Annotated in this window: 14 protein-coding genes; 2 read left to right on the forward strand and 12 right to left on the reverse strand. The window is 68.5% G+C overall.

The window, feature by feature from the left end:
* Window positions 1–2 precede the first annotated feature (2 nt).
* The 5 genes from GBG68_RS06895 to GBG68_RS06915 form a co-directional block, all read right to left on the reverse strand.
* On the reverse strand, window positions 3–2,789 hold the full coding sequence (locus tag GBG68_RS06895) for a type I restriction-modification enzyme R subunit C-terminal domain-containing protein (RefSeq protein WP_193222251.1): 2,787 nt from the start codon (window positions 2,787–2,789) through the stop codon (window positions 3–5).
* 140 nt (window positions 2,790–2,929) lie between these two features.
* On the reverse strand, window positions 2,930–4,120 hold the full coding sequence (locus GBG68_RS06900) for a DUF3322 domain-containing protein (RefSeq protein ID WP_152146205.1): 1,191 nt from the start codon (window positions 4,118–4,120) through the stop codon (window positions 2,930–2,932).
* Window positions 4,117–7,509, reverse strand: coding sequence for an ATP-binding protein (locus GBG68_RS06905; protein WP_152146206.1), 3,393 nt, complete (start codon window positions 7,507–7,509; stop codon window positions 4,117–4,119). The genes GBG68_RS06900 and GBG68_RS06905 overlap by 4 nt, the downstream gene beginning before the upstream one ends.
* The gene (locus GBG68_RS06910; protein ID WP_152146207.1) at window positions 7,509–8,096 is read right to left on the reverse strand and encodes a DUF4194 domain-containing protein; all 588 of its coding nucleotides are present in this window, start codon (window positions 8,094–8,096) and stop codon (window positions 7,509–7,511) included. Before GBG68_RS06910 ends, GBG68_RS06905 begins: the two co-directional genes overlap by 1 nt.
* Before the next feature lie 17 nt (window positions 8,097–8,113).
* On the reverse strand, window positions 8,114–9,550 hold the full coding sequence (locus GBG68_RS06915) for a DUF3375 domain-containing protein (protein ID WP_152146208.1): 1,437 nt from the start codon (window positions 9,548–9,550) through the stop codon (window positions 8,114–8,116).
* Between the two features lie 165 nt (window positions 9,551–9,715).
* On the opposite strand from GBG68_RS06915, the gene GBG68_RS06920 reads away from it, so the two are divergent.
* Window positions 9,716–10,078, forward strand: coding sequence for a DUF5362 family protein (locus tag GBG68_RS06920; protein ID WP_152146209.1), 363 nt, complete (start codon window positions 9,716–9,718; stop codon window positions 10,076–10,078).
* Between the two features lie 69 nt (window positions 10,079–10,147).
* Here GBG68_RS06920 and GBG68_RS06925 read toward each other — a convergent pair whose 3' ends face one another.
* From GBG68_RS06925 to GBG68_RS06945, 5 genes are all read right to left on the reverse strand, one after another.
* A complete protein-coding gene (locus GBG68_RS06925) occupies window positions 10,148–11,416 on the reverse strand; it encodes a CsgG/HfaB family protein (RefSeq protein WP_152146210.1) in 1,269 nt (422 codons plus the stop codon).
* Between the two features lie 9 nt (window positions 11,417–11,425).
* The gene (locus GBG68_RS06930; RefSeq protein WP_152146211.1) at window positions 11,426–12,817 is read right to left on the reverse strand and encodes a DUF6844 domain-containing protein; all 1,392 of its coding nucleotides are present in this window, start codon (window positions 12,815–12,817) and stop codon (window positions 11,426–11,428) included.
* 28 nt (window positions 12,818–12,845) lie between these two features.
* Window positions 12,846–13,457, reverse strand: coding sequence for a penicillin-binding protein activator LpoB (gene lpoB / locus GBG68_RS06935; RefSeq protein WP_152146212.1), 612 nt, complete (start codon window positions 13,455–13,457; stop codon window positions 12,846–12,848).
* 14 nt (window positions 13,458–13,471) lie between these two features.
* On the reverse strand, window positions 13,472–15,016 hold the full coding sequence (locus tag GBG68_RS06940) for a COG3014 family protein (protein ID WP_152146213.1): 1,545 nt from the start codon (window positions 15,014–15,016) through the stop codon (window positions 13,472–13,474).
* A gap of 185 nt (window positions 15,017–15,201) precedes the next feature.
* On the reverse strand, window positions 15,202–15,951 hold the full coding sequence (locus GBG68_RS06945) for an RNA methyltransferase (protein ID WP_152146214.1): 750 nt from the start codon (window positions 15,949–15,951) through the stop codon (window positions 15,202–15,204).
* 112 nt (window positions 15,952–16,063) lie between these two features.
* Here GBG68_RS06945 and GBG68_RS06950 point away from each other — a divergent pair, with 112 nt between their 5' ends.
* Complete coding sequence (locus GBG68_RS06950) at window positions 16,064–17,047, forward strand: ribose-phosphate diphosphokinase (RefSeq protein ID WP_152146215.1); 984 nt, start codon at window positions 16,064–16,066, stop codon at window positions 17,045–17,047.
* Between the two features lie 29 nt (window positions 17,048–17,076).
* Here GBG68_RS06950 and GBG68_RS06955 read toward each other — a convergent pair whose 3' ends face one another.
* Together GBG68_RS06955 and GBG68_RS06960 are read right to left on the reverse strand one after the other, a co-directional pair.
* Window positions 17,077–17,976 carry a lipid kinase gene (locus GBG68_RS06955; protein WP_193222252.1) on the reverse strand — a complete coding sequence of 300 codons (900 nt, stop codon included), beginning with the start codon at window positions 17,974–17,976 and terminating at the stop codon, window positions 17,077–17,079.
* Between the two features lie 155 nt (window positions 17,977–18,131).
* A complete protein-coding gene (locus tag GBG68_RS06960) occupies window positions 18,132–19,415 on the reverse strand; it encodes a DEAD/DEAH box helicase (RefSeq protein WP_152146217.1) in 1,284 nt (427 codons plus the stop codon).
* Between the last annotated feature and the right edge of the window lie 29 nt (window positions 19,416–19,444).

Genomic DNA, 19,444 nt, shown 5'->3' on the forward strand with positions numbered 1-19,444 from the left:
GATCACGCCGCCATCTCGTCATTCATCTCATCAATCACCGCATCCATCTCCTCACCGAACAACTGCCACATCCGTCCACGCCCGCCCTGGGCGTCGAAGGGGGTGTAATCCAGGTCATCCGGTGTGAAATGGAAGCTGGCGGCGATGTGGTCGCGGATCATGCGCAGCCAGTTCATCTGGTCCTCGCTGAATTTGGGGGCATTGCCCTGATGCTTGCGCAGCACCCAGCGTTGGAAGTTGCGCTCCACGGTGCTCTTGTAGGGCGTTAGCCGCTCATCCCAGCCGCTGGCCCGGCGCACCAGGGCAATGAGCAGGGCCAGTTCGCTCTCCGGCCGGCTCACCTGCACCGCGTCCAGCCGGGCGTAGGCCTCCCACACCTGGGCCGGGGCCAAGGCGGGCTTGTCCGCTTTCAGCGCTTCCAGCAGCTCCCGAATCATACGCTGGGTGAGCTCCCGGCGGCGATGGGGCTGGCTGTAGAAAATGGTCAGGGCGGTGAACTCGTCCCGGTGGGCCTGCAGCCAGTCGCGAAAATCCTCCACCAGGGCGGCGCGCCGGGCCTCGGCATCCTGCTCCCAATCACTGCCGGTGAGCGTGTCGAGGTTCACATGGTCCACCACCTGTTCCTGGCGCTCGCGGATCTGCTCCAGGAAGGTGTTGAGCGCACCTGTGATGGGGGCGGCGGCGGCCTTGGCGCGCTCGGCGCGGATCTGCTCGAACTGGGCCGGCTCCACGTTGAGCCCCGGCGCCACGTCGAAGCACTCCCGGGCCTGGGCCTCGATGGCGTCCGGGTCGTCCACCCCCAGCAGTTGGGAGGCGAGCTGGTTCAGGTCGGCGCCGCCGGTGAGCTCCCTCACCCGGGTCTGTTCTTCGCGGGAGAGCCTTTTCGCGAAGCGCGACAGGCGGGCGGCCAGGGTGGAGAGCGTGGCCTCGTCCCGCACGCCCATGGCCACCGCCTGCATGAGGTTTTTCATGGGCTCGCTGGGTTTGCGCTCCAGGCTGCCGGTGTCCATTTTTTCGGACTCGGTGACGCCGACGGCGTCCACCAGCACGAAGTGGGTCTTGGGGCCGGTGGCGCTACGGTTGACCAGCTTGAGGCCGTCGGCGTCCAGGCTGCGGGTGCCGCGACCGACCATCTGCATGTAGTAGTTGCGGCTTTTGACGTCGCGCATGAACAGCAGGCACTCGATGGGTTTGACGTCGGTGCCGGTGGCGATCATGTCGACGGTGACTGCGACTCTAGGGTTGTAGTCGTTGCGGAAGCTGTTGAGCACGCTCTGCGGGTCTTCCTCGGTGCGGAAGGTGACCTTCTTGCAGAAGGCGTTGCCGGTGCCGAACTCCTCGCGGACGGTGTGGATGATGTCGTCGGCGTGGCTGTCGGTCTTGGCGAAGATCAGGGTCTTGGGCACTTCCTGGCGGCCGCCTTCCTCGTCAATGCGCCGCTCGGGGAACATCTGCGGCAGGGCGTCGCGGAAGGCGCGGATCACGGTGCGGATCTGGCTGGGGTTGACCACGCTGCGGTCGAGCCTGGCGGCCTCGTACTCGAAGGGTTCGTCGAGCTGCTCCCAGCGCTTGCGCCGGGACAGGCGCTCGCGCCGCTCGACGGTCTCCCGGGCCTCGATACGTCCGCCCTTGCGGCTGAGCTCGGTGTCGATGCGCCAGATCAGGTGGTCCACGTTCACCCCGTCCACCACGGACTGCTCCAGCGGGTATTCGCTGACCACGTTCTCCTTGAAGAAGGCGTAGGTGCGCTTGTCCGGGGTGGCGGTCAGGCCGACCAGGAAGCTGTCGAAATACTCGATGACCTGGCGCCAGAGATTGTAGATGGAGCGGTGGCATTCGTCGATGACGATGACGTCGAAGAACTCCGGCGGGATCGCCGGGTTGTAGACCACCGGCAGGGGCTCGCGGCGCTTGAGCCCGGCGGGTGGGGAGTCTTCCGCGCCCTCCTCCAGGGGCTCGCCCTTGAGGATGGAGTACAGGCGCTGGATGGTGCTGATGCAGACCTGGCCATCCTTGGGCACGTGGGGCGAGCGCAGGCGCTGGACGGTGTAGAGCTCGGTGAACTTGCGGTTGTCGTCCTGGGGGACGTACTGGTGAAACTCGCCTTCAGCCTGTTCGCCGAGGTTGCGGGTGTCCACCAGGAACAGCACGCGCCGGGCACCCCCGTGGCGCAGCAACCGGTAGATGGCGGTGATGGCGGTGAAGGTCTTGCCGGCGCCGGTCGCCATCTGGATCAGGGCGCGGGGGCGGTTCTCCTTCAATGAAGCCTCTAGATTACCGATGGCGCGGAACTGACACTCGCGCAGGCCGTCAGGCTGCAGCACCGGCAAGTCGGCAAAGCGAGCACGCTGGGATGCCCCCTGGGCGAGCCATTCGGCGAGGGTCTCGGGGCGATGGAAGCTGAACACCTCCCGGGCGCGGGGCTGCGGGTCGTGCAGGTCGGTGAAGCGGGTGATGACGCCGGTGCTCTCGTAGACGAAGCGCAGCGGGCGCACGCCCAGGTGTTTGAGGGCGGCCTGAGCGTAGCGGGCGGATTGCTCCTCCACGCTGGAGATGCGGTGGCCTTCTTCCTCGCGCTTGGCCTCCAGCACGCCCGCAGGCTCGCCGTCGACCATGAGCAGGTAATCCATGGGGCCGGTGTCGGTGGGGTATTCGCGCACCGCGACACCCCGCGTGGCGACGGGGTTTAGGGTCTTCAGCGACTGCACCGCCCAGCCGGCGGCGACAAGCATGGCGTCGATGCGGTCGCGGGCACGCTGTTCAGCGGTCTGATTTACCGAGGCCTCCATGGCGGCCACTCCTCGGGGCAGGCAGTTGTTGGTCTTGTGTGGCGCAGATTACCACAGGGGCCATTGGGGCAGGCGCGGGGGCGCTTCGAGCAGCGCGGCAAACGGCGGTCGAAAAACAACCGCCGCGGAGCACTCAGGCCTTACAACACGCCCTTCAGCGCTCGCCGCAGATGCGCATAGCCGATGCGCTCCTGCTCCAGCCGCAGGCGTTCGGCCAGCCGATCCTCACACAGGTCCCGGTAAAGGGCCTGCTCGTCCGCGGTGAGCCGGTCGAGCTCACCCCGATGGCGCTGCCCGGCTGGCTCCTCGCCCCACAGCAGGCGATGCGCCAGCAGCGTGTCCCGGTCCATGAGCAGGGAGCGGGTCCGGGGCAGGAGGCCGCGCACCCGGTCGAGAATGGCGAAGCCGTGGGTATCCACATCGCCCCAGTAATAGACCTCCACGTCCCGCAACCGACCGATCTCGGCCAGCCGTTCCACGGTGTAGCCCAGCCCGAAGATCACCAGGCTGCCCGGCAGGTCCGGAAAGGCCAGGCCGTTGATCTCGTTTTCGGTGATGAAGACGCGCTGGACCGGGAGGTCGAGCCGGGCAAAGTCGGCGGCTGGCACGGCCAGGTCACTCAGGCCATGCAGATAGAGCGCCGGGTCCAGCAGCCGAAAACGCAGCAGCGGCGGTTTGCCGCGCAGGCCGTAACGGGCCTCGAAGCCCCGGGCACCGCTGTGGGCCCTGTTCACCGCGCTTGCCGGCAGCACGCCGTCCAGCAGCTCGGTGAACAATTTCCGCCGCGCCTCGATGAACTTGGTGTCCACCCCCGGCACCTCCAGTTGCCGCAGGTACACGCCGGGGCGCGGGTGGGCGACGAACCAGTCCAGCACCGCAAGCACCCGCGACCAGGCATCCGCCTGCTCCAGTACCCACAGCGGGCGCCGGGCGAGCCAGTCGCGGAGCATCGGAAAGCGCCTCAAGGTGTCCTCCGCCAGCGCATCGAAACGCGCCGCGTCCTTGCGCCGGCCGATCAGCGCCAGGGCGTCGGCCTCGGCGGGCACCCGGGCGGCCACCGGCAGGTGGTTGGCGCCGTGCACCCGGTGGCGAACCTGCTGCCATTGCAGTTCGTAGCCCAGGCCGCCCTCGGCGCGTTCGCCGGCTTGCAGCGCGCGAATCCAGTCGCGCACTTCGGTGAAATGCTCGGCGATCTCGGCCGAGTTCGGCCGCTTGAGACGCAGCGCGCGGGGGAACAGGGGCTCGCCCAGCAGCCGGGCGCGCAGCAGCTCGCCCGAATCCCACAGCCGCTGCACCTGGCGGCGCAGCTCCGCGGGGCCGCTCCAGCTCACGGCTGCTCGCTCTCCGCGTGGACCAGCCCCCGCGCCGCCTTCTCGGCCCGGTATTCCTCGATGCTCAAGTTGCGCAGCCGTGATTCGCGCCCGTCCACGTTGTGCACGAAGCCCACGTTGGCCACGAAGGGTTCGATGATGTGGATTTTCTGCAGCGGGGTGACGATGAGCAGCTGCAGGTCCAGCCGCCGGAACAGCTCCAGCCCGTAGCGGGCGGATTCGTCGGAGCCGCGGCCGAAGGCCTCGTCGATGACCACGAAGCGGAAGGAGCGCGAGCGGGTCTCGCCCCACTCCAGACCGAACTGATAGGCGAGGCTCGCCGCCAGCACGGTGTAGGCGAGCTTTTCCTTCTGGCCGCCGGACTTGCCGCCGGAGTCGGTGTAGTGCTCGTGCTCGGCGTCGTCCTCGCGCCAGCGCTCGGAGGCGGAGAAGCTGAACCAGTTGCGCACATCGGTGACCTTGCGGGTCCAGCGCCGGTCCAGCTCCGCCGTCCCCTCCCGGCCGCGGAAGCGTTCGATGACGCGCTGCACCTGCAGGAACTTGGCCTCGGAGTACTGCTCGTCCTCGGAGCCGGTGAGCGCGCCCTCGGTGCAGGCCCGCAGTTCCTGCTGGAAGTCGCGCACATCCGCATCGCCGGCCGGCTCGGCCAGCAGGGCGATGTAGCGGCCCGGGTTGTAGTCGATCTGGTGCAGCGAGCGGTTGATGGATTCCATCCGCTCGCGGATCACCTCGCGCTGACGGTTGAGCTGGGCCTGGAAGCCGGCCACCTCGCGGATGGTGTTCTCGTTGAGGAGAGCCTTGAAGCGCGCCTCGAAGCGCGGCAGGCCGTCGTCGCGCAGGGCCTGGAGCATCCGTGCGAATTCCTCGGCGGCGGCGATGTCCACATCCACGTCCTGGGCGTCCAGCGGGTAACGGTCCTTGTACACCCGCATGGCGTCGATGATGCGCTCGCGCAGCCGCTGGATGCGCTTTTCCTCGGCGTCCAGGCGCTTTTGCAGCCAGTCGCGCAGGTCCTGCTGGCGGTTGTCGCAGGACTCCACCGTCAGGCGGGCATCGCCCAGGGCCTCTTCGCGCATGGCGGCCAGGCGCGGGAAGCAGCGCTCGCGCTGCGCGTCGGTGGCGGCGGCCAGCAGTGCGTCGGCCTCGTCGCGGGCGCGCTCGGCGTCTTCCTGCTTGGCCTGGGCGGTGGCCTGTTCGCGCTGGGCGGCGGCCAGCGCCTGTTCGCCGGTGTCAATGTCGCGCTCCAGTTCGGCGAGCTGCGCTCCCAGGGCGCGCAGCAGGTCCGACTCGGCCTCCAGCTCCCGGCGCTCCCGCTCCAGCCGCTCGATCTCCACGGCCAGCGCCCGCCAGTCCAGCTCCTGATAGTCGGCGAACATCTCCAGCCGGCCCAGATCCTCCAGCCGCGCCTGCAAGCGCTTCTGCTCCGCCTGATGCCGGGCGATGGCCTCGGCCAGTTCGCCCATGCGCCGCTGCAGGTCCTGCGCCTGACGCGCCAGCACGGCGATCTTGGCCTCGTTGCTCCAGCCGAGCACGTAGCGGCTGCGATCGTCGATGCGGTGGCGGTCGTCCTTCTCGTGGCGGCCGCCCTCGGTCTTGATCTGCCCGGCCCGGGTGATGGCACGGCGCTCGCGGCGGAAATCCGCCATCTCCTCGCAGCAGGCGTAGTCGAAGCGCCGGGCCAGCTCCGCCTCCAGCCAGGGGTAGAAGGCCGAGTCCGGGCGGATGACGAGCTTGCGCACCAATGAGGCCGGATGCCGCTCCGCGGGCTCCTGCCGGCGCGGCGGGCGTATCCGGAAATACACCAATCGCCCGCGCAGGTGGGTGCGCTCCACCCAGTCGGCCACCCGGGCGTAGTGCTCGTCGGGCACCAGCAGCGAGAGCCCGAAGCCGTGCAGCAGCCGCTCGGCCGCCCCCTCCCAGTCGCCTTGGTCCTCGCGCACCTGGATGAGCTCGCCGGCGAAGGGCAGGGCCTGCTCGTCCAGCGCCAGGTCCGCGCACAGGCGCTCGCGCAGGGCCAGCATGTGGGCGGGCAGATTGGAGCGGCGCCGGCGCAGCGAATCCAGCTCCTCCTGCAGTTCATCGTGGCGTTTTTTCAGCTCGCGCAGCTCGAAGCCGGTCTCGGTGATCGCGTTCTGGGCCGCGTCACGGCGCGGCGCGATGCTCTCGCGCTGCGCTTCCAGCGCGCGGCGGTTGGCGAGGAAGGTGTCGGCCATGCTGGCGGCGGGCAGCTCCAGCCGCTCGGCCAGCCGCGCGTAGTCCTGCGCCTTCTGCCGGCGCGCCTGTTGCTGCTCGGCCCGGGTGGCGAGTTCGGTGCGAATGCGTTCCAGACGGTCGCCGCCGTTATCGGCGATGGCCCGCTTGAGCTCGTCGCGCCGGGCCTGGCGCTCACGGCGCAGCCGGCTCTGCTCGTCGATGCGCGCCTGGGCCCGCTCCAGCTCCCGGGCGAGCTTTTCCAGCCGCGCCTCCAGCAACTCGCCCTTGAGCCGGGCAAACCAGGGCCGCAGCGCCTCGCGGCAGGCGCGCAGCAGCGCCGCCTCGGCGGCCAGCTCGGCGTGGCGCTCGGCGTCGGCCACCAGCGGCTCCAGCAACTCGATCTGGGCGCGGGCCTTGGCCACCGCGGCGTGGGCCCGGTTCAGATCATCGAAATGCCCGATCAGGGCCTCGATGCGCTGCTCCACGGGGAAGGCCTCGAGCATGTGGCTGCGCACGAACTCGGTGAGGTTACCCACCGACTTCATGGACACCGTCTGATTGAACAGCTCCAGGGCCTGCTCGTTGTCCAGCCCGAAGCGGCGGCGGAAGGCGGCGCCGTAGGGCGGGAAGGCATCGTGTAGCTCCATCCCCTCGGCGGCACGCAGGCGCTTGCGCAGGTCGTTGATGTCGGTGCCGAAACCGGCGAAATCCTCGGCGATGCTCAGCGCCCGGTCGGCCACCACGTAAAAGCGCGCCGGCTGGCCCTGGGTGTCCTTCATCCAGAACACCTGGGCCAAGGTGACGTGGCGGTCGAAGCCCTCGTTGTAGAAGTGCCCCAGGATCACCGAATAACTGTTGTGATCCCGCAGGGCCACGGCCCGGGCCGCGGCGCCGGCGGCCTCGCGCTCGGTCTTGTAGTAGCCGAGCACGTAGGAGCGCAGCGAGCGCTCCTTCGCCTCGGCGCCGGCCGCCTTGTTGTAGGTGATGCGCTGGGCGGGCACCAGCAGGGTGGTGAGCGCGTCCACCACGGTGGATTTGCCCGAGCCGATGTCGCCGGTGAGCAGGGCGTTCTCGCCCCCCGGCGGCAGGCGCCAGACCCGTTGGTGGAAGGTGCCCCAGTTGAACAGCTCGAAGCGCTGCAGGCGAAAGCCGGCGCGGGCGTTGGAGGCGGCGAAATCCAGCAGCTCTTCCTGCATCAGCCGCCCTCCCCGGCATGGGCGCGATACTCCGCCAGCCGGTCCTGGAACTCCGACAGCCACTGGGCGTCCACATAGGCCTTGAGAATGCGGCGCACTTCCAGCTGGTCGGGCTGGCCGCGCAGGCGGCGCAGAAAACCCAGCTCGACGGCCTTGTTGATGTGGCTGTCGATGCGGTCCACCAGCTTCGCCTCGTTGGCGCTCTCGGGCAGGAACACCCGCATCAGCTCGACGATCTGCTCACGGGCCAGGATCAGCCGCGGGTCGCCGCCGCCGGCGTCATGCTCGGCGAGCTTCTTGCGCAGCAGCGCCAGCAGCAGGCTCACCGGGTAGCTCAGCGCCCGGCGCGGCACCAGCCGCGGCAGCGCGGCGCCGTCCGCGTCTTCGCGGCGCTGGCCCAGGTAGGCGTAGCCCTCGGCCTCGTCCAGGTTCAGCTCCAGGCCGAGCACCGCCACGTAATCACGCACGCGGGCCTGCAAGTCCAGCAGCCCCTGCCAGGTCTCGGGGGCCTGGTCCTGGTAGAGCACGCCCTTGAAAAGCGCGATCAGCACGGTGGAAAGCCGATCGTCGGTGGTCTCTTCGGTCATGGCCGGATTGTGCCGCATTAGCGGGTGTAGATCACGGTGGGCAGGGTGGCCCGGCGGTGGCGCCCTTCGGCATCCACCCAGGCGATCCGCTGAGGGCGGTCCTCGTCGATCACCCCACCGGGCTCCTCGGCCGCCAGGCTGAGATAGGCCACCAGCTCGGCCAGCCCCTGGCGCAGCGGCTCGGCTTCCACCAGCTCCGGCAGCGACACCTGGGCACGGGCCTGCAGGGCGCGGCGGATATGGGCGCGCAGCCGCTGCTTGTCCACGTACACCTGCTCGAAGAGCGCATCGGCGTCGGTATCGGCCGTGCCCTGTTCCAATACCTGCTGCTCGATGCGCGGTTTCACCGGCGGCGCATAGAGCGGACGCTCCATGGGCATCTCCAGCCGCGGCGCGCTCTCTTCCAGGCTCAGGCCCAGATTGTCCGGCGGTTCGTCGCGCAGGGCCAGGGCGTGCTGCTCGAGCTCGCGCAGCAGCTCCATGATGCGGCGGTTCTCCAGCCAGGCCTGGTCATCCAGGTAGCGGCGCAGCTGCTCGGAGAGCCGGGCCACGGTGCGCTGGGTAGCCTCGCCGGCCTGCAGCCAGTCGTGGTGCACGCGGGCCAGGCGCCGGTCGGGCTCCAGGTCGGCGATCTCGGGCCGCTCGAGCAGGGCCTGCAGGCGCTCGGTGAGCTCCTCCTGGCGGGCCGGCGACATGAGAAAGTCCCAGAAGGCGCGAAAGCTCTTGCCCTGGTCGGAATCGCTGATGGCGTCCTGCTCGCCGAAGACCTCGTCGAGCAACTCGCCCTTGCTCCCCTCCCAGGTGGCGATGCGCATGCGCACCTCCCGGTCCAGGCCGCGAAAGTTCTGCTCCACCTGGCGAAAATCCGCCAGCAGCTCACGGGCCACCCCGGCGAGCTGCAGATAACGCTCCTTGAGCTGGGTGGCGTCCATCAGCGGCAGCTCGCCGCCGCGGATCCGCCCGATCTGCGCTTCCAGCTCGGCCTTGCGTCGCTGCAGCTCGGCGATGCGCCGCGCCGGGTCGGTGTCCGTGCCCTCGGCGATCTGGCGCAGCAGCTCGAACACCGTCATCAGCCGGGATTCGGTGCCCACGAAGCGCGGCCGCTCCAGCGCCTGCAGCCAGCGAATGGCCTGCTCGGCGGCGGGCGTCAGGTCGAACACCGGCTCATCGCTGCCGTCCCGGTAATACTTGCGCAGCCAGCCGTGCTCGTCATCGGCCCACTCGTTGAGGTACTCCAGTGCCCGCCGGGGGTAGGCCTCCTCGCCGAGCTGCTCGCGCAAGGTGAACAGATGATCGTCCAGCCGCGCCACGGCCTCGTCCTCGGGCAGGCTGCGCAGGTTGGGGGCGATGAAGCACTCGTGCAGGAAGGCGCCGACGAAGGGCGCGTGCTCGGCGCGCAGCAGCCGCCAGGCGGGGTGGGTGCGGCGCAGGGTTTGCAGGTAGCTGAAATCCATGGGTTGAGTGTGTCCGGGCTCGGGGCGGCTTGTCGACAAGCATCACTGTAGACCGTGCACGGCGGCAATTGGCCTGCCGCCGACGGCTGGGTTAGCCTCCGAGTGGGGCGCGGCGCTGTCGCACGCCCACCGTGACCATAAGCAAAACCATAAGGAACGCCGCCGATGAATGCGCAACTGTCCGAAACCGATAACCTGATCCGTGACATCAGCCGCCCGCTGGCCGAAGGCAGCTTCTGGCTGAAGCTGGTGGGGGTGATGCTGATCATCTACGGCGTGCTCACTGCGCTGAGCATCATCGGCCTGCTGATCGCCTGGCTGCCCATCTGGATGGGTGTGATCCTGTTCCAGGCCGCCGGCGCCGCCCAGCAGGCGCAGAGCAGCGGTGATCAGGCGGTGCTGCTGCGCGCCATGAGCAAGCTGAAGGTGTACTTCACGATCATGGGCGTGCTGACCCTGATCGGCCTGGTACTGGGGCTGGTGGGCTTTTTCATGGGCGGCATCGGCATGATGGCCGCCGGCATGTAGGCTCTGCGCGGCGGGCCGGAAGGCCCGCCGTCCTCCGCGGCAGCCACGCAGCTGCCATGCAGGTGTGGCTCAACGCCGATCGAACGGCAGGCGCACCCCTCCATCGGCGCTGGTCTCCACCTGGCTTTCCCGCCGAGTCGTATCCGGCGCATCGCCCGCCGGGGCCTGGTACGGCCGCAGGATGGCGTGCTGCTGCACAGCCGCGGCATCGCCTTCAAGCAGTTCCGCGTAGGCCATTTTCGGCGCCACCCGAACAACCTCGACCAAGCCCACTCGCTGCTCGATCTTCCCCAGCGGCTCCTTGGTGTACGGATCCACCAGAGTTTCTCCAAGGTTGAAGACCTCGAAGCGCTCGCCCTGGGCGATGCTGTCCGCCCCCTGGTTGAGCACCAGTTGACCGCCGGCGGCGGACACCACCCGCAAGGGGTAGATGTTGTTGAGCATGGTGCGGGCAAGCCTGTTGCCTACCAGGCCGAAGACGCCCTGTTCGGGGGCATCGCGAATGTCCAGCGCCACGACGACCTCGTCCGCCCACTTCACCTGCCGCGTGGCGAGGGCGATCACTTCGTAGTGAACCCGGGCGGCAATACGGGTGCTTTCGTAGCGCTCGCCGCTGGCACGGATCACACGCGGCTCACGGGCCCCGTCCAATTCGATGATGCTGCCGACCAACAGATAATCGGCGCCCAGCGCTTGCCCCAGCCGCGCCTTTTCGGCAACAGGCACCTGCCCCGAGCGTAGCCGGGCGAACTCGTCTTCCAGCGCCCTGTCATGGGCACGGTCCAGCACCGCCAGGCGGCGGCTCTGGGTGATCGCCCGGGTGATGGCCTCGCGCAGGCGCTCGGCGGCCAGCGCCCCCGGCAGTTCGCCTGCCGGCAGACGGTAGTGCGCCTGACGGGCGGCAAAATCGGCCACGACCATGCGCCGCCGCTTGTCGCTGGGCAGGCCCGGCGTCTGGTAGGTCGGCAACTTCACCTGCAGCTCCACCCGGTGAGCGCTGCCGAGGCGCTCCGAATCGAGCACCCGGAAGCTTTTCACCAGGCCGCGTGCCGCGCTCCGGGTCACCGAATCCTGGCGGACCGCGACCTCGCCCGCGCTGTAGTCGCGGGCGTTGTCGTAACCCGAGGCCCGCTGCTCGCTGACGCTGCGCTCACTCCTGGAGCTGATGCTGAGCCCGTAGACCTGTTCCACGGCCCGCATCAACGCCGCATCGATGGCGGCATCCTCCGTCGCCGCTTGCGCTTGAACCCGCAGGCTCATCTCGCCGGCCAGGCTGGTCGCGGCAGGCGCCGCGACCAGCAAGGCGAGCAGTACCCGAAGACTGTGCTTCAACCCCATGCCGGCCCCCTAGAAGTCGGACGAGTCCATCGAATCCATGCTTTGCACGGTGCCGGCCGAGCCTTTTGTGCGCTGAGCCGGTTTGGAGCTCGCCTTGCCCGCATTCTGGCCGCGGATATCCCGGGCCAGCTGCTCGCTGCGCGGATGCCAGAGGTAGACCACACCGTTGATTTCGTGACCGTACAGCGGATGTTTCTCCGTCCAGCGATACAGCTCGGTGATGCCGGGCAGGTCATTCATGCGCCCGCGCACCGTGGTGCTGCTATCCAGCTGACGGATGTATTCCACGTAGGATTCCTCGGAAACCTGGGTCACGCCATCCACATGGCGCGCGACGCCCTCGGTGGCGCGGCTGGCGGTGGTGCTCTGGCTCTCGCGGTTGGTGCCGCTGGAGTTGATCAGATAGGCGAAGTTCGCCAGGGCGGTGCTTTTCGCCGAGGCGAACGCCACTTCGCGCTGGTCGGCTCGGCGCTGGAAGTCCTCACCCTGGTAGGGGTTGCCGGCCTGCCCATAGGAGATCAGCACCGGGTAGCCCTGATCGTCATACATGTGCCGAACGCCGAATTCGTTCATCAGGCCTTTGCGATGGGCCTGCATATAGGCCTTGAGCGGTTCGCCCCGGGCGCGCTCAGGGCTCGGGCTCACTTCGCCTCGGCTGCTGACCAGGTTGTCGATCCGGGCCCGGAACTTCGGCGATGCGACGATGGCGACGGCCACCGCATGATCGCCATTGGCGTTGTGCGCCTCGAAGGTCTTCACGACGATCACGCCATCGAGGGTGGCGCGGGCGCGGCTGATTTCCCGGGAAGTCACCGCCCGACGGAACAGGGTCGCTCGCTTCTCCGGCGGCGCGGCCTTGAATTCGGACGGGTCCATGCCAAGCTCACGCAGTTGCTCATCCAGCTTGCCGCTGGCCACCCCCACCGCCTTGTTCAGCACGGCCATCAAGCGGCTGTTGGATCGCAGTTCCTCGGGCGAGAAATCAGGCATCTGGTTGCCGTTGTCGAACAGCTCCCGCACCTGCTCGGCGGTGGTGGTCACGCCCTGCTGGACCATGTATTTCGCCTTGGCCTTGAGCAGTGCTTCATCATAGGCACTGGCACGGAAATCCGCCCACTGACGATGTTCCGGCCTCGCCATGACGCTGGCGCTGGCGGTGGTATAGAACAGCTCGTTGCGGCTGGCCCTGCGCAGAAAAGCCGCCCCCGCGCCGTTCGTCTCCCACGCGTTGATCAGGCTTTGCAGCTCCATGTTGGGGTCCACCGGCTCGGCCGGCGGCTCGGCGGCGCGATTCACGTCCGCCATCACGGCGGGCTCCGCGCCCGCGGGCTGTGCCCGTCCGCCCTCGGCCCAGGCGGCCGGCGCCGCGATCAAGGTGGCGGCCAGAAGGGCGTTGATCATCTTTTTCATTGTTCTGCCTCGAAAGCCTTTACCAGGACACGGTCTTGTTGGAGCCGCGCTTGACGATGGGTGTTTCGCCTTCCCAGAAGGCGAGCCCACTGTTGATATCGGTGAGCGTGAGCTGGAAGTAGTATTCCACCTGCTGACGCCCGTCCGAGAGCTTGTGATTGCGCTGAATGATCTTGCCGGACAGGCTGTAATCCGGTGCCACCATCTGCCCTTCCCGGGCGACGGTCTCCTGCTTGAATTCCCGCGATTGGCGCAGCTCCCGCGCCCGGTTGACCATCTCGTCCTCGGCGCCGTTGAGGCCGACCGCGGTGGTGGTGACCACCTTGCCCGATCGCAGCAGGGCGACGCGAATCTTCTTCACCAACTGGTCCGTGTCGATACGCTGCATGGTGTCGTTGGTCATGCGGGAGATCGCCAGCACATAGCGCCCGCCCCGCGGATGATCCACGGCGCCGGAATCGAGCATTTCCTGCACCGCGGTGGCGGCGGCATTGTCGAAGTCGCGGTAATCGATGCCCATGGTGCCCGGGCCGTTATCGGCACGGGTGTCGACCACCTCAACGGTGCTCGCGCAGCCGGCGAGCAGGGCAAGCGCGAACGCGGCAGACAGGAAGCGGGGGAACTTGTTCATTAACGGGACTCCGATCAGTTCTGGCTGACAAGCCGTTCGGGCGGGAAGCTCATGACAACATGACTGGGGGTCGTGCCGGCGCGCGCGGCCTTGACGTAAACAATGCTGAACGGCGCATCCGGAAGGCTGACCTCCACCGGCGCCAGGTCCGGGGAACCGATGGTAACCGTGCCGGTGGCCGGACGTGCAAAGCGCGCCACCTGGAACTCCTTGGGCAAGGCGGTCCACATGCGCTGGTCGGCCTCGGTGGTGGCGCGCTGGATGAGTGCAGCGACAATACCCGCGGCCGCACCGCTGGTCCGGGTGATCTCGGACTGGACGTAGGTTTTCAGAATGGCGCCCAACACGGCACGTGTAAGCACGTAGCTGTAGTCCTTCTTGAACTCGGTGCCAATTACCCGATCCATATCGGCAACGGTAGCGGTCTTGAGCTGCAGCTCATTGCCATCGGCGATGCGCAGGCTCTTGGTCGCCGCCGGGCGCGGCTCCAGCTTGGGCAAGGCGATACTGGTGTACAAAACATCATCGCTCACCAGAAACAGGGGGATATCGAAGCGCCGCTCACGCTTGACCGGCCCCAGGCCGTTTTCGAACAGCACCCAGACCACGGGTTCGAGCGGCTGCTCTAGGCCGCCGCTGCTCAAACCCTCCACCAGCGCAAGATCCTGCTGAACGTAGTCATTGTCAGGCACCATGGACGCGACCCGCTTGAGCGCATCATGGGACTTGCGCAGGTCGCCGGCGTCGCCGGTGTCGGTCGCCGCCAACAGGAAGAAAAGGCCATTGACGTAGGTGGCAAAAGGGTTGACGAAGTCCGGATAGGCGGCCCAGCGATCGAGTTCAATATGCGAGAGCACCTTGCGCTCCACCACCGCAAGACTACGCTTGGTATCCACGCGGTTGGCCCCTCCCCGGTGCTTCGCCGTCTCCGCGGCTTGGCGCTCCTCCAGCTCCTCCTGCCGCTTGGCGATTTCCTTCGCGAAAGCCTCCACCGCACGGCGCTGGCGATCGTCGGCGCGGTTCAGCTCTACGCGAGCATTCCCCAGATCACCCTCGGCGAGCATATTCAGCGCCTTGAAGGTATTTACCATGACGCCGTCATAGATCGCCGGCTCATAGCCCATCACGCTATCGTTCACCAGCACGGCCAGGGCATTCTCGCCGCCGTCGCGGATGAGGCTCTCACCGTCCTCACGGGTCATCAGCGCTTCGGCAAAATCGAAATAGGCATTACTGGTGCGATAGTCGGCCGCGCCGCGTAACGCCGATGCCGCTTGCAGGGTCCAGAGCAGATTTTCCGGGGCCTTGTCGCCGGGCCCGGCCTTGTCCATGGCGTATTCGCTGGCCGCCACGTAATTGCTGGCCTCGAAGTGCTCGTCGAAGCCGGAAATCTGCCGTGCCTGATGCGCGGCACAGCCAGCGAGAAGGGCGGCCGACACCAACACGCCGACGCCGCGAAGGAAAGCGGTATGGATCTGCAAGATTACCCCCGGGGAATATTTCTTGATTGTTGTTTGGCGGGCATTTAAACAGATCCCGACAAGCGTGAACAGGTTCACACTTTTCCGCCCGTAGCGGCCCCGCATGGGGACTGCCCCAACAAGGCCGAACCGGGCTAGCCTGCCCCGCCGCCCCAGTATTCGCGGCGCAACACCCAGGCCGGCAGAATCAAGCTTGAGGGAGCGGCCTTGGTCGAGGAACACCGGCCTGCCGCAGAGCACCCTGGGAACGGATCAGTGCCTCCTCAGCGCAGGCGCTTTTCCGTCTCGGTGAGGATGCCCCGCAGGATCTGGATCTCCCGCTCATCGGGCAGCGCGCGCTGATAAAGCCCGCGCAGCCGGCGCATGACCAGCGCCGGGTTGGTCTTGCCGAGGAACTCCAACTCGGTGAGCACCCGCTCCAGGTGGGAAAAATAGTGCTCCAGGTCCTCGTGGCGTGCCGGCGCCTCGGTGCTCGGCACGGGCGTGGCGTACGCCTCCCGCTGCTCGGCCAGCGCGTAGCCGAGCACCTGCACCGCGGCGGCCAGGTTGAGCGAACCGAAGTCCGGGTTGGCGCGGATGTGCACCCGCCCCTGGCACAGATCCAGCTCCGCGTTGCTCAGCCCCGAGCGCTCGCGGCCGAAGACGATGGCCACCTCACCGGCCCGGGCCCGGCGCAGCATCTCCGGCGCGGCCTCGCCCAGGGGCTGCTGGGGCACCCCCACCTTGCGCACCCGCGCGGTCATGCCGTAGGCATAACGGCAATCGGCCAGTGCCTCGGCCAGGGTTTCCACCACCCGGGCGTTCTCCAGGATATCCACGGCACCGCTGGCGAACTCGGCGGCGGTCTCATCCACCGGGAAACGGGGGGCGACCAGGGTCAGGCGGTGCAGGCCCATGGTCTTCATGGCCCGGGCCGCCGCGCCGATATTGCCGGGCTGGTAGGTCTCCACCAGGACGATCTGGATGTTGTCCTGCCCGCGGGGGGCGGTGTCGGCGGCGTGGGTATCGGGCATGGGGGCTCTTCGGGCTGCGGCGTGAAGGCCCGAAAGATACCACGCGCGCCCCCTGTGACGGCGCGCCCGGCACCCCCAAGGTGGCTGAAGAAGACACTCGGAGGCCCGGCCCGTGAGCCCTGCATCAGCCCACCATCAGCCCCTGGCGCTATTCTCGCTGGATGCCGGGCGCGCGTTCGCCAGCCGGGTCGCGGCGGCCCTGGGCACGGTGCTCAGCGCCCACGAGGAGCGCGAGTTCGAGGACGGCGAACACAAGACCCGGCCGCTGGAGAGCGTGCGCGGGCGCGATGTCTACGTCATCCAGGCGCTGCACGGCGATGCCGCCCAATCGGTGAATGACCGCCTGATCCGGCTGCTGTTCTTCCTGGGCACCCTGCGCGACGCCGACCCGGCGCGGCTCACCGCGGTGGTGCCGTACCTGTGCTACAGCCGCAAGGACCGCCAGACCAAGGCCCGCGACCCGGTGAGCACCCGATACCTGGCAGCGCTGTTCGAGGCGGTGGGGGTGGGGCGCGTCGTGACGCTGGATGTGCACAACCTGGCGGCCTACCAGAACGCCTTTCGCCTGCCCACCGTGCACCTGGAGGCCCGGCCGCTGTTCGTCGAGTATTTCGCCCGGCGGCTGCCCAGCGATGAGCCGGTGACGGTGGTGTCGCCGGATGTGGGCGGCATCAAGCGCGCCGAACGCTTCCGCGAGGCGCTGGAGCAGCGTCTGGAGCGGCCGGTGGAGGGCGCCTTCATGGAGAAGCACCGCAGCGCCGGGGTGCTGAGTGGGGAGCGACTGGTGGGCGAGACGGCCGAGCGGGAGGTGATTCTGCTCGATGACCTGATCAGCGGCGGCAACACCCTGGCGCGGGCGGCGCGGGCTTGCGCCGAACAGGGCGCAGCCCGGGTCTGGGCGGCCGCCAGCCACGGCGTGTTCAGCGCCGATGCCTCGCAGACCCTGGCGGCCTCGGCCATCACGCGCCTCGTGGTCACCGACAGCCTGCCGCTGCCCCCGAGCCTGGCCTTCGCCCTGAAGAAGATGCTCAGCCGCCTGGACACCGCCGATTTCTTCGCCCGCGCGATCCGGCATCTGCACACAACGCCCCCTTGAGCTCCCCGGCAAGCCGCCAGCCAGCGCGGTCAGGGCCGCGGCCCAGCGCCATCGTCGGGCACCCAAATGGAGACCGCCCCGGGGCGCACCGTAAAGTGCGCGGGCGTGCGGGTGAGGAATTCGCCATCCGCCACCACCGGCCGGGGCCGGCGGGTGCGCAGTTCCAGCGCCGGCGTGCGCAGCGCCCAGATACCGGCCCGGCGCTGCTCGCCCTGGTGGAGCACCGGCACCAGGGCGAGCAGCCGCCAGAAGCCCCGCGGCCCCAGGCTGTAGACATCCAGCCCCCCGTCATCGATGGCCGCGTCGGCGGCAATGCGCACCCCGCCGCCGTAGAAACAGCCGTTGCCCACGCCCACCTCGATGGCGCGCCGTCGCTGCCGACGCCCCTGGTAGCGCAGCTCCACCGTGAACGGCTGGCTGGCGCGCAGCGCCTGCCACAGCCCCTTGGCGTAAGCGAGCGCCCCCCAGCGCCCCTTCGCCTGGCCGTTGAGGCGCTTGGCAACCTCCACCCCCAGGCCCACGTGGGCGGCATTGAAGAAGGCATGGCCGTTCACACAGCCCAGATCCACCCGCCGCGCGCGCCCGCTGACGATCACCCGCGCCGCCGCGGCGGGCGTGAGCGGCAGCCCCAAGGTGCGGGCCAGATCGTTGGCCGTGCCCCCGGGAATGATGCCCAGCGTCAGCCCCGTGCGGGCGAGGGCCTCGGCGGCGGCGTTCAGGGTGCCGTCGCCCCCGGCAATGGCCACCGTGCCGACCCGTTCGCGGTGGCGCTCGATCAGGCGGGCCATGTCCTCACGCCCCTCGGGCTGCGCCTCGATGACCTCGCGGCCGTGCTCCTCGAAGACCGCGCGCACCGTGCGCGCCGCCTGATCGCCGCGTCGGCTGTGGGGATTGCACAGCAGCAGGATCGCCGCGCTGGAGAGATTCATGGGAAATGGCCCCTTGCATGGAAGCTGCCAGCCAGTCACATCGAAATGGCCATAGTCCATGACATGACGACAGGGCACGAGGGAGGCAACATGCCCTAACGCAGGGCCGCACCACCATCGAGAGCTGGCGAAGGCGGCGGTTGTTCACACCCCCTTCAGGGCGTTCGGTGAACGGGCTTCCCGCCCGCGCGCCTTGCCTGTTTGCGCTTCCGGGCCTTCTTCTCGGCGCTGCTCTTCTTGGGCTTTTTCGGTTTCCTGGGTTTCTTCGCGCGCGCCGCGGCGGGGCCGGTAACGGGCACGCGGTGCTCGGGCTCGTACCCGGTGACGGCGTCCCGCGGCAGGGTCTGGCCGACCAGCGCCTCGATGGCGGCGAGCTGCTTCGCCTCATCCGCCGAGACCAGCGAAATCGCCTCGCCCGAGGCCCCGGCGCGCCCCGTGCGGCCAATGCGGTGCACGTAATCCTGCGCGACGATGGGCAGGTCCAGGTTGTACACCACGGGCATGGCGGGAATATCCAGGCCGCGGGCGGCCACATCGGTGGCCACCAGCACCTTCACCTCGCCGCGCTTGAAGCGCCCCAGCGCCTTCAGGCGGGCGGGCTGGGGCTTGTCACCGTGAATGGCGTCGGCCTTCAGGCCCTGGTGGAGCATCTGCGCGACCAACTGTTCCGCGCCCCGGCGGGTCTTGACGAAGACCAGGGCCTGGGGCCAGCGCGCTTTCTTCAGCAGGTGGATGAGCAGCGGCGGCTTGCGCTTCTTGTCGGCCACCACCACCCGCTGGCTGATGTTCTCGGCGATGGCGTTGCGGGGGCTGACTTCCAGGCTCAGCGGCTCGTGGAGCAGATCGGCGGCCATCGCGCGGATGGCATCGGAGAAGGTCGCGGAGAACAGCAGCGTCTGGCGGCGCCGGGGCAGCAGCGCGAAGATGGCCTCCAGCTCCCGGGCGAAACCCAGGTCGAGCATGCGGTCGGCTTCATCCAGCACCAGCGTCTGCAGTGCGTGGAATTTCACCGCGTTCTTGCCGTGCAGATCCAGCAGCCGCCCCGGAGTGGCCACCAGCACGTCCACCCCGCCGCGCAAGCGCATCATCTGCGGGTTGATGCTCACCCCCCCGTAGGCGGCCACCGTGCGCAGCGGCAGGTGCCGGCCATAGCCGCGAAAGCTCAGATGCACCTGTTCGGCCAGCTCCCGGGTGGGCACCAGCACCAGCGCCCGGGCCGCGTTGCTCGCCCCCCGGGGGCCGGCCTCGCTCAGCCGCTGCAGCAGGGGCAGCGCGAAGCCGGCTGTCTTGCCCGTACCGGTCCGGGCGGCCGCCAGCACATCGCGCCCGGCGAGCACCGCGGGAATGGTCTCGGCCTGCACCGCCGTGGGGGTCACGTGGTCCAGGCCTTTCAGGGCCTGCAACAGGGGGTTGATCAGGCCAAGGGCGTCGAAGCTCATAAGGGGGACCGCGCGGGCAGAAAGGGAGG

Origin of the sequence: Alkalilimnicola sp. S0819, assembly GCF_009295635.1 — a bacterium.
Taxonomy (GTDB): Bacteria; Pseudomonadota; Gammaproteobacteria; order Nitrococcales; family WHIW01; genus S0819.

Coding starts and splice junctions, on each gene's coding strand:
- GBG68_RS06895 (WP_193222251.1), bottom strand. CDS start 2,789: ATGGAGGCCTCGGTAAATCAGACCGCTGAACAGCGTGCCCGCGACCGC.
- GBG68_RS06905 (WP_152146206.1), bottom strand. CDS start 7,509: ATGCAGGAAGAGCTGCTGGATTTCGCCGCCTCCAACGCCCGCGCCGGC.
- GBG68_RS06910 (WP_152146207.1), bottom strand. CDS start 8,096: ATGACCGAAGAGACCACCGACGATCGGCTTTCCACCGTGCTGATCGCG.
- GBG68_RS06915 (WP_152146208.1), bottom strand. CDS start 9,550: ATGGATTTCAGCTACCTGCAAACCCTGCGCCGCACCCACCCCGCCTGG.
- GBG68_RS06920 (WP_152146209.1), top strand. CDS start 9,716: ATGAATGCGCAACTGTCCGAAACCGATAACCTGATCCGTGACATCAGC.
- GBG68_RS06925 (WP_152146210.1), bottom strand. CDS start 11,416: ATGGGGTTGAAGCACAGTCTTCGGGTACTGCTCGCCTTGCTGGTCGCG.
- GBG68_RS06930 (WP_152146211.1), bottom strand. CDS start 12,817: ATGATCAACGCCCTTCTGGCCGCCACCTTGATCGCGGCGCCGGCCGCC.
- lpoB (WP_152146212.1), bottom strand. CDS start 13,457: ATGAACAAGTTCCCCCGCTTCCTGTCTGCCGCGTTCGCGCTTGCCCTG.
- GBG68_RS06945 (WP_152146214.1), bottom strand. CDS start 15,951: ATGCCCGATACCCACGCCGCCGACACCGCCCCCCGCGGGCAGGACAAC.
- GBG68_RS06955 (WP_193222252.1), bottom strand. CDS start 17,976: ATGAATCTCTCCAGCGCGGCGATCCTGCTGCTGTGCAATCCCCACAGC.
- GBG68_RS06960 (WP_152146217.1), bottom strand. CDS start 19,415: ATGAGCTTCGACGCCCTTGGCCTGATCAACCCCCTGTTGCAGGCCCTG.